Annotated in this window: 12 protein-coding genes; 11 read left to right on the forward strand and 1 reads right to left on the reverse strand. The window is 63.2% G+C overall.

Annotation, left to right across the window (positions count from 1 at the left end; all coding sequences use genetic code 11):
- Position 1: 1 nt before the first annotated feature.
- From BMG03_RS04190 to BMG03_RS04220, 7 genes are all read left to right on the forward strand, one after another.
- Positions 2-1942 carry a sensor histidine kinase gene (locus tag BMG03_RS04190; RefSeq protein ID WP_075777246.1) on the forward strand — a complete coding sequence of 647 codons (1941 nt, stop codon included), beginning with the start codon at positions 2-4 and terminating at the stop codon, positions 1940-1942.
- 247 nt (positions 1943-2189) lie between these two features.
- Entirely contained in the window at positions 2190-3911 is a 1722-nt protein-coding gene (locus tag BMG03_RS04195) for an OFA family MFS transporter (RefSeq protein ID WP_075777247.1), read from the forward strand.
- Positions 3912-3979: 68 nt separating this feature from the next.
- Positions 3980-4864: a LysR family transcriptional regulator gene (locus BMG03_RS04200; protein ID WP_075777248.1), complete on the forward strand. Its 885-nt coding sequence runs from the start codon at positions 3980-3982 to the stop codon at positions 4862-4864.
- Positions 4865-4953: 89 nt separating this feature from the next.
- Positions 4954-5430, forward strand: coding sequence for a formate dehydrogenase subunit gamma (locus BMG03_RS04205; protein ID WP_075777249.1), 477 nt, complete (start codon positions 4954-4956; stop codon positions 5428-5430).
- Positions 5427-6935: a formate dehydrogenase beta subunit gene (locus tag BMG03_RS04210; RefSeq protein WP_075777250.1), complete on the forward strand. Its 1509-nt coding sequence runs from the start codon at positions 5427-5429 to the stop codon at positions 6933-6935. Before BMG03_RS04205 ends, BMG03_RS04210 begins: the two co-directional genes overlap by 4 nt.
- On the forward strand, positions 6932-9826 hold the full coding sequence (fdhF, locus tag BMG03_RS04215; RefSeq protein WP_075777251.1) for a formate dehydrogenase subunit alpha: 2895 nt from the start codon (positions 6932-6934) through the stop codon (positions 9824-9826). The genes BMG03_RS04210 and fdhF overlap by 4 nt, the downstream gene beginning before the upstream one ends.
- 192 nt (positions 9827-10018) lie before the next feature.
- Entirely contained in the window at positions 10019-10222 is a 204-nt protein-coding gene (locus BMG03_RS04220) for a formate dehydrogenase subunit delta (RefSeq protein ID WP_075777290.1), read from the forward strand.
- A 199-nt stretch (positions 10223-10421) separates the two neighbouring features.
- Here BMG03_RS04220 and BMG03_RS04225 read toward each other — a convergent pair whose 3' ends face one another.
- Positions 10422-11423, reverse strand: a complete 1002-nt coding sequence (locus BMG03_RS04225; protein WP_167733384.1) for a LacI family DNA-binding transcriptional regulator — start codon at positions 11421-11423, stop codon at positions 10422-10424.
- Positions 11424-11575: 152 nt separating this feature from the next.
- Here BMG03_RS04225 and BMG03_RS04230 point away from each other — a divergent pair, with 152 nt between their 5' ends.
- The 4 genes from BMG03_RS04230 to BMG03_RS04245 all read left to right on the forward strand — a co-directional run bounded on the left by BMG03_RS04230 (position 11576) and on the right by BMG03_RS04245 (position 16003).
- The gene (locus BMG03_RS04230) at positions 11576-12679 is read left to right on the forward strand and encodes a carbohydrate ABC transporter permease (RefSeq protein WP_075777253.1); all 1104 of its coding nucleotides are present in this window, start codon (positions 11576-11578) and stop codon (positions 12677-12679) included.
- Positions 12676-13515: a carbohydrate ABC transporter permease gene (locus tag BMG03_RS04235; protein WP_075777254.1), complete on the forward strand. Its 840-nt coding sequence runs from the start codon at positions 12676-12678 to the stop codon at positions 13513-13515. The genes BMG03_RS04230 and BMG03_RS04235 overlap by 4 nt, the downstream gene beginning before the upstream one ends.
- 37 nt (positions 13516-13552) lie before the next feature.
- A complete protein-coding gene (locus BMG03_RS04240) occupies positions 13553-14839 on the forward strand; it encodes an extracellular solute-binding protein (protein ID WP_075777255.1) in 1287 nt (428 codons plus the stop codon).
- A 72-nt stretch (positions 14840-14911) separates the two neighbouring features.
- Positions 14912-16003, forward strand: a complete 1092-nt coding sequence (locus BMG03_RS04245; protein ID WP_208858031.1) for a cellulase family glycosylhydrolase — start codon at positions 14912-14914, stop codon at positions 16001-16003.

Raw genomic sequence — 16003 nt, forward strand, 5'->3', positions numbered from 1 at the left:
AATGCTGCGCGCGCCCAAAGCCTTGCGATCCGTCCGCGTGCGCTTGCTGGTGATCGCGCTGCTGCCGATGCTTGTGCTCTTGCCGGTCTTGCTGGGCGGCACCATCTGGCGCTGGTCGGGCAAGGTGGACGCGATCCTGCTCAACAAGGTCACCGGCGACCTGACCATCGCGGATCAATATCTCGGGCGGCTGGTTGAGACCTCTGGTGAGCATATCGATGCCGTCGCGCGGTCTGTGGCGCTGCAAACCGCGCTCGAGAACGGCACGACCGACGCCTTCCTGGAGCAGGAGCGTGCGCGGCTCGGGCTCGATTTCCTGCATATCACGCGGGATACGACGTGGCCCGTCGTGAAAGATGCGCTCGATGGGAAGTGGCAAAGCAAGATCGACGTGTTCGATGCAGATACCTTGGCAGCGATATCCCCCGATCTGGCTGCGCAAGCGGAAATTCCCTTGGTTCCCACCCGCGGCGCGGTGCCCACGGAGCGCACCGTCGAGACGCGCGGCATGGTCATTCATTCAGCCGCCCCGCTGACGCTTCCGGACGGGACGCGGGTGGCCTTGGCGGGGGGCGTCCTGCTGAACCGAAACCTCGGTTTCATCGACACGATCAACGCACTCGTCTACCGCGCCGAAAGCCTGCCCGAGGGCAGCCAAGGCACGGCGACGCTGTTTCTGGATGACGTGCGTATTTCCACCAATGTCCGCCTCTTTGAGAATGTGCGGGCGCTGGGAACGCGTGTCTCTGCCGCGGTCCGCGCACGGGTTCTGGGCGAAGGATACATCTGGCTGGATCGCGCCTTTGTCGTCAATGACTGGTATATCTCGGCCTACGAACCCATTCTCGACAGTTTCGGCACACCGGTCGGGATGCTTTATGTCGGCTTTCTCGAAGCGCCTTTCAGCGCGGCCAAGCGCAATTCGGTCATCACGCTGAGCCTTGCGTTCCTGTTCATCGCACTGGCGTCGGTTCCTGTTTTCCTGCGATGGGCTCGGCGTATCTTTCGCCCGCTCGAAGGGATGACCCGCACCATCGATCGGGTGGAAAGCGGCGATCTGGGGGCACGCAACGCTCCGGTCGAAACGGATGGTGAGATCGCACAGGTCGCACGACATTTCGACAGCCTGCTAGACCGGCTCCAACAACGCGACCGCGAGCTGCGACAATGGGGTGAGACGCTGGAGCACCGCGTGGAGGAGCGCACCCGCGAGTTGCACGAGGCCAACCAGCGGCTGGAGCGAACTACCGAACGCCTGATCATCTCCGAGAAACTGGCCGCCGTGGGCGAGATCACGGCTTCTGTCGCGCATGAAATCAACAATCCGGTCGCGGTGATCCAAGGCAATTTGGACCTTGCGCGCAGCAACCTTGGCGAGGACGGCCGCCGGGCCGAAGAAGAGTTCCGCCTGATCGACGACCAAGTCTACCGCATCGGTGTCATCGTCTCGAAGCTGCTGCATTTCGCGCGCCCCGAGGAATATTCCGGCGCAGACAGGCTGGTGGACCTCTCGCAAGTAGCCCGTGATTGCCTCGTCTTGACCCGGCACCAGATTCAGGCGGCGGGCATCACGAGTGTGGTTGAGACCGAGAGCAAGTCGCAAGTACATATGTCGCGGACGGAATTGCAGCAGGTCATCGTCAACCTGATTCTGAACGCAGTCCAAGCCATGCCCGGCGGCGGAACACTTCGCGTGGCCACGGCCGAGGAGGCCGGCGAGGTCATTCTGAGCGTAGAGGATACCGGCACCGGCATCGACCCGTCGGTCCTACCGCGCATCTTCGACCCGTTCTTCACCACCAAGCAGGCGCAGGGCACGGGACTGGGCCTGTCGATCAGCCAGCAACTCGTGAGTCGCGCCGGCGGACGGATTTCCGTGCGCTCGATGCCCGGAGGTGGCAGCCGGTTTGAAATCGTCCTGCCCGCCGCTGTTGCCGACTGATCCGGACACAATGACCAGATTTCGCGGACCCGCGTCGCGTGGGGCGGGACAAAATGTCCAACTTATTCGAAAGCGAGAGAGCGCGGCAGGACATTGTGTCCGTATAAGTAATTGATAACAAATAATAATTTTCTTGACAACGCAAGGGCTGAATTGCCTGCTTGTGTCCGCGCATGCCGTTGCATGCCGCCGGAGCGGCCCGGGGAGGAGACCGGGGCGTTCCGTCAAGAACATGGGAGGAAACTACATGAGCAACGCTTCTGGCGGGGCGCTGGGCTTTTTGCACAAAAGCCACATCGTCGCCGAACCCGGTTTCAACCGCTGGCGGGTTCCGCCGGCATCCATCGCGATTCATCTGTGCATCGGCTCCGTCTACGCCTGGTCGGTGTTCAACCCGGCGCTGACCCGCGCGTTGGGCGTGGTCGCGCCCGCCGCCGAAGACTGGTCGCTGAGCTCGGTCGTCTGGATCTTCTCGGTCGCGATCGTGTTTCTGGGCCTCGCCGCGGCCTTCGCGGGCAAGTGGCTGGAAGACGTCGGGCCGCGCATGGTCGGCGTGGTGGCCGCGTTCCTTTGGGGCGGCGGTTTCATCATCGGCTCGTTCGGCATCGCCGCGCACCAGCTTTGGCTGATCTATCTGGGTTACGGCGTGCTGGGCGGTTGCGGGCTGGGGCTGGGCTATGTCTCGCCGGTGTCGACGCTGATCCGCTGGTTCCCCGACCGGCGGGGCATGGCGACGGGCATGGCGATCATGGGCTTCGGCGGCGGCGCGATGATCGCGGCTCCGGTGCAAGGCTGGCTGTTGGGCGTGTTCCAGAAGGCCCCCGACTTCCTCGGCGCGCGAGACGCTGTCGCGACCGTGGTCGAGAACGGTCGTGTCTTTGCCGAAACCGCCGCGGGCAAGGTCGAGGTTGTGGTGGCCAGTGCCGCGCAAGCAGCGGATTTCGGTGGCCAGGCGGGTGTCTATGTCGTGGGCACCGGCAATACGGGGGCGGCACAGACTTTCATGACGCTGGGCATCGTCTATTTCATCGTCATGATCCTGGCCTCGTTCCAGTATCGCGTGCCTGCCGAAGACTGGAAGCCCGCCGGATGGCAGCCCAAGCCCGTCGCCTCGGGCATGGTGTCTCAAAACAACGTCCATATCGATCAATCACTGAAGACGCCGCAGTTCTGGCAGATGTGGCTCATGCTGTGCTTCAACGTGACCGCCGGTATCGGCGTGATCGGCGTGGCCAAAACCATGATGTCGGAAATCTTCGGCACGGTGATGCCGTTGGTGGTCACGGCGGCGTTCGCCTCGACCTACGTGCTGATGATCTCGGTCTTCAATATGGTGGGGCGTTTCTTCTGGGCGTCGACCTCGGACTACATCGGGCGCAAGGCGACATACATGTGCTTCTTCGTCTTGGGCACGATCCTGTATCTGTCGATCCCCTATTTCGCCACAGCCGTGGCCACCAACCCGTCGATCGTCTACCTGATCGGCTTCTACGCCGCGACGATGATCATCTTCTCGATGTATGGCGGCGGGTTCGCGACGATCCCGGCCTACCTTGCCGACATGTTCGGAACCATGCATGTGGGCGGCATCCACGGGCGGCTGCTGACGGCGTGGTCCACCGCGGGCGTGCTGGGGCCACTGGCCATCACCTCGCTGCGGCAGATGTCGGTGACGAACGCGATCCAGGATCTGGCCGCCAAGGTCGATCCGGCGGCCTTTGCCGAGAAATTCGGCGCCCCGTTGACGCAATTGGATCAGCTGGCCGCGGCCAAGACCGTGACTATCGCCAAGCTGATGGAAATCGCGCCCGCCGGCACGATTGACCCGACCCCGTCGCTCTATAACACCACCATGTATTGCATGGCGGCGCTGTTGGTCGTGGCGTTCTTTGCCAACCTGATGATGAAGCCCGTCAAGGAACACCACCACCACGACGAACCGGAACTGCAAGCCGTTCCGGGTGAATGATGAAATCGGGCCGGGGCGTGCGTTGCGCGCCCCGGCCTTCTACGAGAGCGCCGCAGGAAAGACCGCCGATGCTGGACAAGCTGGAAATGTTCATCGCGCTGGCCAAAGAGGGGCATTTCGGGCGTGCGGCCGAGCGGATGAATATCGCGCAACCGACGCTGTCCGCCGGGATCAAGCAGCTGGAAGCGCAGCTGGGCGTGCAGCTGGTGCATCGTGGCTCGCGGTTTGGGGGGCTGACACCTGAAGGCCAGACCGCCTTGTCCTGGGCCAAGCGCATCGTCGAGGACGCGCGGCAATTGCAAGACGAGATGCGGAACAGTCGGCACGGCTTGACTGGCGAGGTGCGGCTGGCGGTGATCCCCACAGCGCAGACCTGGGCCGGGCGGCTTTGCACCACCTTCGCCAAGCGTCATCCGGGCGTGCGCTTCACCATCCTGTCGCGCAACTCGCGCGAGATCCTGCAAATGCTCGACGATTTCGAGGCCGATGCCGGGATTTCCTACTTGGAAAACGAGCCTCTCGGCCGGGTCGATACCGCAGAACTCTATGACGAAAGCTATATAGTCGTCTGTGCCCGCAATTCTCCATTTGCGGATAAGCCCAAGATGTCTTGGTCCGACCTGGAAGGGCAGACGCTGGCACTGCTGACACCTGACATGCAGAACCGGCGGATCATCAATCGGCTCTTTGCCGAAAGCGGCGTGACCCCGGCGACCTGTATCGAGGCGAATTCAATCATCGCGCTGGTCGCGAGCGTGGCGTCGGGCCACTGCATGACCGTGCTGCCCCAGGACGTGGCCGAGTTCGTCGCAGGCGGAAAAGACGTCGCGCTGGTGCCGCTCGAAGGCGCGTCGCGGCCACAGAAGGTCGCGCTGATCCTGCCGCAGCGTGACCCGCGAACCCCCGTTCTGTCGGCGCTTCTAGCCGAAGCCCGGCGCCTGCCCGCCGCTTGATCCAAAATCCCTATCGCCCCACGGAACGCCGTTATTGATCAGCGCTCCCTACCGTGTGCCAACGTATGCCAAATTGGAGGACGACAGCCATGGCCCAGCCTGCCACCGTTATCGACGGCGACGAGATCGCTCGGATCGTCGACGCCCACCGCGCCCTCGAAGGGCCGCTTCTGCCGATGCTGCATGCTTTGCAGGAGGCGTTCGGGTATATCCCGACGCAGGCTCACGGGCCGATCTGTGATGCCCTGAACATCACCCGCGCCGAATTGCATGGCGTGATCACTTTTTACCATGACTTCCGCGAAAAGCCTGCCGGGCGTCATGTTCTGAAAATCTGTCGCGCCGAGGCCTGCCAGTCGGTTGGCGGCGCGGCGGTGGCCGATGCGCTGCTGGCCAAGCTGGGGCTCGAATGGCACGACACCACCGCCAATGGCGCGGTGACGATCGAGCCGGTTTATTGCCTTGGGATGTGTGCCTGTGCGCCCGCCGCGATGGTGGATGACCGGGTGGTGGGGCGCGTCGATGCCGCGAAACTGGACAAGCTGCTGGCGGAGATGGACGCATGAAAATTTACGTTCCGATGGACAGCGCGGCCAAGGCACTGGGGGCCGAGGAAGTGGTTTCCGCCCTGCGCGCTGCGGCCCCCGAGGCACAGATCGTGCGGACCGGCTCACGCGGGATGATCTGGCTGGAACCGCTGGTCGAGGTCGAAGTGGATGGCGTGCGCCACGGTTTTGGTCCTGCCGAGCCGTCCGATGTGGCGGGTATTCTGGATGGTAGCAGCGCCAAGGCGCTTGGCCCGGTCGAAAACCTTGACTGGATGAAGCGCCAGACCCGCTTCACCTTTGCCCGTGTCGGCGTGATCGATCCGCTGTCGCTGGCCGATTATCGGGCGCATGGTGGCCTTGCCGGGCTGCGCCGCGCGCTGGCGATGACCGGGCAGGAGATCGTTGACGAAGTCAAGACGTCCGGCCTGCGCGGAAGGGGTGGCGCTGGCTTCCCGACCGGCATCAAGTGGCAGACCGTGCACGATGCTGACGCGCCGCAGAAATACATCGTCTGCAACGCTGACGAAGGCGACAGCGCGACCTTTGCCGACCGCATGCTGATGGAAGGCGACCCCTTTACCCTGATCGAGGGCATGACCATCGCCGGGATCGGCGTCGGTGCCACCAAGGGCTACGTCTACCTGCGCTCGGAATATCCTGACGCGATTGCCGTGATGACCCGTGCGGTGGAGGTCGCCCGGGCCGAAGGGCTGCTGGGCCCTGACGTTCTGGGCTCTGGCCGCGCCTTCGACATGGAAATCCGCAAAGGCGCGGGCGCCTATGTCTGCGGCGAGGAAACGTCATTGCTCAACTCGCTCGAAGGTAAGCGCGGCGTGGTCCGTGCCAAGCCGCCGCTGCCCGCGCTCGAGGGGTTCCTTGGACGCCCGACCGTGGTTAACAACGTCATCAGCCTCGCTACGGTGCCGGTAATCTTCGAAAAGGGCGCGCAGGCCTATGCCGATTTCGGCCTTGGCCGGTCGCGTGGGACCGTGACGCTGCAGATCGCAGGCAACGTGGCGCGCGGCGGGCTGTTCGAAACCGCCTTCGGTATCAGCCTCGGAGAGGTGGTCAACGATCTCGGGGGCGGCACTCTGTCGGGCCGTCCGGTCAAGGCGGTGCAGGTTGGCGGGCCGCTGGGGGCCTACATGCCGCTCAGCAAGTTCGACACACTGCTGGGCTACGAGGAGTTCGACGCGGCGGGCGGGTTGATCGGCCATGCGGGCCTGACCGTCTTTGACGACACCACCGACATGCTGGGCATGGCGCGCTTCGCGATGGAGTTCTGCGCCGTCGAAAGCTGTGGCAAATGCACCCCCTGCCGGATCGGCGCGGTGCGCGGTGTCGAAACCATCGACCGCATCGCACAGGGCGACGCCGACGCGCTGCCGCTGCTGGCCGACCTGTGCGAGACGATGAAGGACGGTTCGCTCTGCGCGCTGGGAGGCTTTACGCCGTTTCCGGTCATGTCCGCCGTCACCCATTTCCCCGACGATTTCGCTCGCCTGAAGGAGGCCGCCGAATGAAGGATTTCATCATTCCAGTCGACCGCGACATGGGCACGCCCGCCAGGAAGGGCAAGCCCGTCACCCTGACCATCGACGGGTTCGAGGTCACGGTGCCCGAGGGCACGTCGGTGCTGCGCGCCGCTGCCGAAATCGGCATCCAAATTCCAAAACTCTGTGCTTCGGACAATCTTGAGGCGTTCGGATCCTGTCGCCTTTGCGCTGTGGAAATCGAAGGCCGCCGGGGCACCCCGGCCTCCTGCACGACGCCGGTCGCGCCGGGCATGGTGGTGGACACCAACTCGACCAAGGTGCGCAAGATCCGCAAGGGCGTGATGGAGCTTTATATCTCCGACCATCCGCTGGACTGCCTGACCTGCTCGGCCAATGGCGACTGCGAGTTGCAGGACATGGCGGGCGCTGTCGGGCTGCGCGACGTGCGCTACAAGGCGCCGGAAAACGGCGGCTTGGCCAATCACTTCTCCGCCCGCAACACCAGCGGCGAGGCCAATCCCGAATGGCTGCCCAAGGACGACTCCAACCCCTATTTCAGCTACGATCCGTCCAAGTGCATCGTCTGCAACCGCTGCGTCCGCGCCTGCGAAGAGGTGCAGGGCACCTTTGCTCTGACCATCGCGGGGCGCGGGTTTGACAGCCGCGTGTCAGCGGGTGGCGCCGGCGATGACTTCCTGTCGTCGGATTGCGTGTCCTGCGGAGCCTGCGTGCAGGCCTGCCCCACCGCGACCTTGCAGGAAAAATCCATCATCGAGATGGGCACGCCGGATCGGTCCGTCGTGACCACCTGCGCCTATTGCGGCGTGGGCTGCTCGTTCAAGGCGGAAATGCAGGGTGACGATCTGGTCCGGATGGTCCCCTACAAGCACGGCAAGGCCAATCGCGGGCACAGCTGCGTCAAGGGCCGCTTTGCCTATGGCTATGCCAACCACCGCGACCGCATCCTCAACCCGATGATCCGCGACACCATCGACGAGCCGTGGCGCGAAGTCAGCTGGGACGAGGCGCTGACCTTTGCCGCGAACCGCCTGCGCGCGTTGCAGGACACCTATGGCAAGAAGTCCATCGGAGTGATCACCTCCAGCCGCTGCACCAACGAGGAAACCTTCCTCGTGCAGAAACTGACCCGCGCGGTGTTCGGCAACAACAACACCGACACCTGCGCCCGAGTCTGCCATTCGCCGACCGGCTACGGGCTGGGCCAGACCTTTGGCACCAGCGCTGGCACACAGGATTTCGACAGCGTCGAGCAAACCGATGTGGTGATCGTCATCGGCGCGAACCCGACCGACGGCCATCCGGTCTTCGCCAGCCGCCTGAAAAAGCGCCTGCGCGCCGGGGCCAAGCTGATCGTGATCGACCCACGCCGCATCGACCTTGTGAAATCGGCGCATATCGAGGCCTCTCATCATCTGGCCCTGACGCCGGGCACCAACGTCGCCGTCGTCACCGCCCTGGCACACGTGATCGTCACCGAAGGCCTGATGGACGAGGCGTTCATCCGCGAACGGTGTGACTGGGACGAATTCCAGGTCTATGCCGAGTTCGTCTCGGAGGCCCGACACAGCCCCGAGGCGACCCAGCTTCTGACCGGCGTTCCCGCCGAGGAACTGCGTGCTGCGGCCCGTACCTTTGCCCGTGGCGGCAACGGCGCGATCTATTACGGGCTGGGCGTGACCGAGCATTCGCAGGGTTCGACCACCGTTATGGGGATTGCCAACCTCGCAATGCTGACCGGCAATATAGGCCGTCCCGGTGTGGGCGTGAATCCGCTGCGCGGGCAGAACAACGTGCAGGGCTCGTGCGACATGGGGTCCTTCCCGCACGAGCTGCCGGGCTATCGCCACGTGAAACTGCCCGAGGTGCGCGAGATTTTCGAAACCACCTGGGGCGTTCAGATCGACCCGGAGCCCGGCCTGCGCATCCCCAACATGCTGGATGCGGCAGTCGAGGGCAGCTTCAAGGGGCTCTATTGTCAGGGCGAGGACATCTTGCAATCCGACCCCGACACCAAACATGTGGCGGCCGGGCTGGCAGCTATGGACTGCGTTATCGTGCATGACCTCTTCCTGAACGAGACGGCGAACTACGCCCATGTCTTCCTGCCGGGATCGACCTTCCTCGAGAAGGACGGAACCTTCACCAACGCCGAACGCCGCATCAATCGCGTGCGTCGGGTCATGGCACCCAAGAATGGCTACGCTGACTGGGAAGTCACGCAACTCCTGGCGAATGCCATGGGGGCAGGGTGGTCTTATACCCATCCCAGCCAAATCATGGACGAGATCGCTGCGACGACGCCCTCTTTTGCGGGTGTGGACTACGCCCTTCTGGAGAAAAAGGGCTCCATCCAATGGCCCTGCAACGAAGACCACCCGGAGGGCACACCGTTGATGCATGTCGACGGCTTCGTGCGGGGTAAGGGGCGTTTCATCGTCACCGAATACGTGGCCACAGACGAGAAGACCGGCCCGCGCTTCCCGCTGCTGCTGACCACCGGGCGCATCCTGTCGCAATACAATGTGGGGGCCCAGACCCGGCGCACCGACAACGTGGTGTGGCATGACGGCGACGTGCTGGAGATCCACCCGCATGACGCCGAAAACCGTGGCCTGAACGATGGTGACTGGGTAAAGCTGGCCTCGCGGTCGGGCGAGACGACGTTGAAGGCAAAGGTGACAGATCGCGTCAGCCCTGGCGTTGTCTACACCACCTTCCACCACCCCGATACGCAGGCCAACGTCATCACCACCGACTATTCCGACTGGGCCACCAACTGCCCGGAATACAAGGTAACGGCGGTGCAGGTCTCGCCCTCGAACGGGCCGACGGACTGGCAGGAGGATTACGCGGCACAGGCCGAACGCTCGCGCCGCATCCTGCCCGCGGCGGAATGAGTATGTGGACGCATGTCGGGGCGCCGGGCCGGGCGCCCGCGCAAAGTGGCGCTGATCCAGGCGGGCCACGGCGCGGTTGCAATCAGCTCCCAGCTCTCTGTCGAGCGGGCTGGGATCACACTTGCCGCGTTCACCCGCGGCCGGTGGCTGGCCTTTATTCCCATCCAAATCGTATCAATGAAGAGGCTGCAAATGTCGCCTGACAAGATGATCCGCATGGCGAACCAGATCGCCACCTTCTTCAAGACCCAGCCGGGCGACGATGCCCCCGCCAAAGTTGCCGCGCACATCACCGACTTCTGGGAGCCGCGCATGCGCGCGCAGTTGCGGGACTATGCAGCCGCTGGCGGCGAGGGGCTGGACGGCATTGTCTTGAAAGCGGTTCCACTGGTCTGAAAGGTCATGAATGGCGTCTTCGTCGAAAGCCGGCCTGCACCGGCTCGGCGGACGCCGGACACACCTTTGATATCGCTCCGTCAATAGGCGCCCGAGGTCGGTGCTTGAATGCCAGCTTCCACCGTCGGAGGGATGTGGCCGAGAGGGTCAGACCGAAGGGAAGGCTCCATGGAAGCGTGATGCCAGCCGAAGCGAGGCTTTAATCGGTCGTAAGTGGCGCTCTCAAATGCGACTGCCGCGCAACGAAAGGACAGGCCATGCGCTCGACGCGCGGAAGCAGGGTCGATTTCGCCCGCAGCTGCCGGGCGCACCATCGTCCCATCTCGCCATGCGGAAGAAGCACCGTCGAGAGCGCGGGCGAGAGGTGCTGCGCAATCTCCTGGTCGTCATAACCGACCACGGCGATATCCGCTCCGACGTGCACGCCGTGTTCCTTCAGCGCTTCATAACACCCGAGTGCGGTCAGGTCGTTGGCGCAGAAAATCGCCTCGGGGGGCGCATCGAGGGAGAGCAACTCGCGGGTTTCGCGGTAGCCGCCGCTCGGCATGAAATTCCCCTGTCGGATCAACTCGGGTTCAGGTTCCAGGCCGCTTTCGCGCATCGCGCGGATGAAACCCTCCTGACGCTGCTCGGACGCCTCCATCCAGGCTTCGCCCGCGATGAAGGCGATCCGTCGATAGCCCTCGCCGATCAGAGCCATGGTCGCGGCGTGGCCGCCGCGCCGCTCCGCAGGCACCACCGCGCGGAACAGGCCTTCCTTGTCATGGCAATTGAGCAGCACAGCGCGATGCTTGCGAAGCGCGAGATGTGGTGACACCTCGCGCGTCAGGATCGAGGCATAGACCACCCCGTCGATCCCATCGCGTTGCCATTTCTGCAGGACCTGCTGCTCGTAGCCCGGATCGCCACCGGTCATTGCGATCTCTACGAGCGCGCCGTCGGACCAGGCCTGCTCCTGGAACGCCTCGATGGAGATGGACGCGAAGGGGCTCGTCGCGATTTCGTCGATCATGAAGCCGTAAGTTGTCGGGCGGCTGCGCGACGGCGGGCGCCCGGCAGAACGGTATCGGTAATCCAATGTCTCGGCGGCCTTGAGAACCCGATCCCGAGTCTCCTTGCCGATCCGCATGTCTTCCTGCCCGTTCAGCACGAACGATACCGTCGATTGCGACACCCCGGCTGCGAGAGCCACGTCTTTCATCGTCACTTTCGCTTTTTTTTGCTTTTTCTTTTCAGGCTCTTGCATCGGGGAAATCCAGGGTCCGAGGAAAATTTGTTGACAGGCGACGGTCTCTATCTGACATTGCTAATATTATTAGCACAAGGGCTAATGCGAGCTTTGGGAGGAGGCGCATGGCACGGCAAACGCTCGGGAAACGCAAAAGGACGCTCTCGCAGCAGCAGGCGGCATGGGCGCTTCTGGCCCCATTTCTCGCCACCTATTGCGCCTTTCTCGTCTACCCTTTCTTCAAAGGCGTCTGGATCAGCCTGTATGACTGGAACCTCCTCGCAGTGGCGATGAACCCCGCGGCGGCGAAATGGGTCGGGCTGCACAATTACGTTCACATGCTGTGGGGACGAAACATCACCTGGGGGCCGGTCTCGCACCCAATCATTCAGCTTCTCGCGCTTGCCGTTCTGGCCGGTGCGTTTGGACTTCACCGGGCGGGTCGTTTGAGTGGCCGCAGCGCGATCCCGATCGCGATCGCGGCGCTACTCATCTTTCTCCTCCTCGGCTTCACGCCCGGTGAAGGCGGTCGCTGGTTCGATCGTAGGTTCTGGCCGACCGTCGGCAACACGGTGCTGTTCGTGGCGCTCGCAGCCCCCGGCACCACGATTGCGGCGCTTCTGCTGGCGGCAGCGCTCAATCGCGAGACCCGGATGATGGCCGTGTTCCGCACCTTGTTCTTCTTGAGCCAGGTTCTCTCGGTGACGGTCGTGACCCTGATCTGGCAGATCATGTTCTCGCCTACGCAGGGGCTGATCGACAACGTGATCCAGGTATTCGGCGGGTCTCCGGTCAGCTGGCTCACGGATCCGCATTTCGCGATGCTGGCGATCGTGGTCACGACGATCTGGTGGTCGCTCGGCATCGCCATGATCCTGTTCCTCGCCGGGATGCAGGACATCAACCGCGAAATCTACGAGGCGGCGGCCCTCGACAATGCGCGAGGATGGAAATCGTTCTGGTTCATCACCCTGCCGAACCTCAAACGGACCATCACGCTCGTCGTCGTCTTGCAGATCATCCTGCATTTCCAGGTCTTCGGGCAGTCGCACCTGATGACGCAGGGCGGCCCGGATGACCGCACGCAGGTGCTGGTGCGCTACATCTACCAGTCGGCTTTCCGCGACAGCGAGATCGGACGCGCCTCGGCCATGGCGGTCTTTCTCTTCGCGATCATGAGCGTCTTCGCCGTAATCCAGTTCCTCATCGGTCGGGAGAAAAGCGAATGACGTCGAAACGTAGCTATTACTGGCTTTGCATAGCGCTCGCCGTTCCCGCCTTTATCTGGCTCGTGCCGACGCTCTGGATGGTATCGCTCTCGTTCCAGCCGAACGAGGTTCTGGCGCGAACAACCGCTTCGACTTGGCTGGGGATGATTCCGATCCCCTTCACGTGGGACAATTACGCAAAGCTCTTTTCCTTCGGGGATACGCCGCGTTGGTTTCTCAATTCGATCGTCGTAGCGGGGGGCATGACCTTCGCGGTGCTCGCCGTCTCGACGACTGCAGGTTATGCGCTCGCACGGCTCCAATTTCGGTTCAAGACGGCCATCACCATCTTCATCCTGCTCGGTCTGATGGTGCCGGAACAGGCGATCTTCATTCCGCTCTATACGATGTTTGCCAATTTCGGTTGGCACAACAGCTATGGCGCGCTGATCCTGCCGCGGGTGGCAGTGCCGATCGGCGTCTTTCTGATGATGCAGTTCTTCAAGGCCGCGCCGAAGGATATCGAGGATGCTGCGCGCATCGACGGGGTAGGGCCGTTCCAAATCTTCTGGTTCGTGATGCTGCCCCTCGCGCGGCCCGCGATGATGACGCTCGCGATCCTGACGTTTCTCTACGCGTGGAACGACTATCTCTGGCCGCTGGTTTCGGCGAGCCACAAGGAGATGTTCACCATCACGCTGGGCCTTGCGAGCCTGCAATCGAACTTCGCGCAATCGGAAGGGCTGGGCCGCGTGATGGCCTCGGGCGTGATCGCCTCGCTTCCGGTCGTCGTCCTTTTCCTGATCTTCCCGCGCTACGTCGTGCAAGCGATGACCGTAGGCGGAAGCAAGGGATAACCGGGGCGCGCTTGCCCCATTCAAACGGGAGGAAATCATGAAACATCTTGCTCTGGGCCTGGCGCTTGCGGCGGGGCTGGCAAGCCCGGCTGCGGCCGAGCCCGTCACCGTCAATCTCGCGCGGTTCTTCGGCGCCTGCGAGGATGCGGGAACCGACACGCATACCAGCGTCGGCGAAGCCTGCATCATCCAGTCGATCATCAATGCGGCCAGCCAGGAAATTCCCGATGTGACGGTGAAGACCCTGCCGACCGATTGGGGAAATTACTACGATCACGTGAAGGCGATGTTTGCAGCGGGCGATCCGCCCGATATCTTCGTCATTCACCGCTCCTCAATCCCCGAATTCGCCTCGCTGGGCGCTCTGGCCGATATCGGGCCGGACCTCGAAGCCGCGGGCATCGACATGTCCGACTGGACCGAGGGCGCGAAAAAGGCCGTGACCTATGACGGCAAGATCGTCGCCGTGCCGATGGATTTCCACGCCAACCTCTGGCACGTGAACATGGACATCATGAAGAAGGCGGGCCTCGTGAAGGACGGCAAGCCGATCCTTCCCCACAGCCCCGAGGAACTGCTCGCCCAAGCCAAGAAGGTGAAGGAAGTGACCGGCAAGGACTATCTCGCCGCCGATTTCTCGCAATTCCCGATCGGTGTGCGGCTGGTCCTGTCTCTGATCTGGCAGCAGGGCTCGAACATTTTCGACGGCGATACTGCGACGATCGATACGCCCGAGGCCCTCAACGCGGTCAAGGCGATCACCCAGCTCTTCGATGGCGGCTATGCCAACCCCAAGCTGAACTATGCCGACAGCCAGCAGGAATTCCTCAATGGCAATGCGGCGGTGCTGGTCAACGGCACTTGGGTGGTCAACGAATATACCAAGCAGGCTGAGAACCCCGATACCGGGCTGAAGGACTACTACGTCTCCGATTTCCCGCAGCTCTTCGACCAGCCCGCCACCTGGGCTGACAACCACACCTGGGCGATCCCCTCGACGCTGAAGGATCGGAACCCCGAGAAATACAAGGCCGCGCTGCAGGTCGCAGCCTTCATCTACAATCACGACGCGGATTGGGCGCGCACGGGCCACATGGCGGTGCGTAAGTCGGTGCTCGAGAGTAAGGCCTATCGCGATCTGCCGCACCGTGCCGAATACGTGGGCACCGAGAAGATCGCGCGCGATACGCCGGCGTCGCCGGAATACAGCAAGATTCAGGACACGCTGAACCGCAACCTGCAATCGATCTGGCTGACAGGAAAGGACCCGAAGAAGGCCCTCGCAGAAGCGCAGAACGAGGTGCAGGACATCCTCGACCAGTAACCGGCTGCGTTCGCAGTCACCCCCGGAGGCGTCCGACCGGCACGCCTCCGGACCTCCCAGCCCCATGAGGATATGATGAAAGACGACAGGCTTGAGCAGGCAGACCGGTGGAGCGTTGAACGCGCCTGGGCATGGCGCCGCGAGATCGGATGGCTTTGTGGCTTCAACTACCTGCCGAGCGTCGCGGTCAACTTCGTCGAGTTCTGGCGCGGCGCGGATTTCGCCCCCGAGGTCATCGAACGCGAGCTGGGCTGGGCGCGCGAGATCGGGTTCAACGTCGTGCGCGTCAACCTGCCCTTCGTCGTCTGGCAGGCCGAGGGGACCGGGCTGCTCGACCGGGTGGACCGCTTTCTGGCCATCGCGGCTTCGCACGGTCTTGGCGTCATTCTCTGCCCGTTCGACGATTGCGAATTCTCTGGCGAGCCGGCCACGCCCGGGCCACAGCCCGACCCCGTGCCCGCCGTCCATAACAGTCGCGCCGTGGGCAGCCCCGGCAGAGCGATCGTCGAGGATCCGTCCCGTCGGCCCGAGCTGGAAACCTATCTGCGCGCGATCGTCATGCGGTTCCGCGCAGATTCCCGCGTCATCTTGTGGGATCTCTATAACGAGCCGGGAAACCGGATGATTTTTCGCTCCGGTCGCTATGAGAGCTACTCAGAAAGGCTTGAGCAAGCGAGCCTGTCGCTGATGCGTGATTGCTTCGCCTGGGCGCGGGAGTGCGCCCCGAGCCAGCCGCTTACCGTGGCCGCGTGGTCGGTGCCTGGAGAGGGCACATCCTACGCGACGGAGATTGACCGAACCGCGCTCGCGCTCTCCGATGTCGTGACCTTCCACGCCTATGTGCCGCGCGCGAGAATGGAGGCGACGATCACGGCGCTCAGCGCGCTGAATCGGCCCTTGATCTGCACTGAATGGATGGCACGCAGTCTCGACAGCACGATCGCCGAGCAGATCCCGCTGTTTCGCGAAACCGGCGTCGGAGCGCTGCAATGGGGCTTCGTGCGCGGCCGCAGTCAAACCTGGCTGCCTTGGCCCGACGGTGTGTCAGGCACGACCAAGATCGGCGAGGACGGCGCTTGGTTCCACGACCTCGTGGACCAGACTGGACAGCCCTACTCGCCTGCGGAAATTCTAGAAATCAACGCCGCCACCCGATTAGGGTAA

Source organism: Thioclava nitratireducens (assembly GCF_001940525.2).
Classification (GTDB): domain Bacteria; phylum Pseudomonadota; class Alphaproteobacteria; order Rhodobacterales; family Rhodobacteraceae; genus Thioclava; species Thioclava nitratireducens.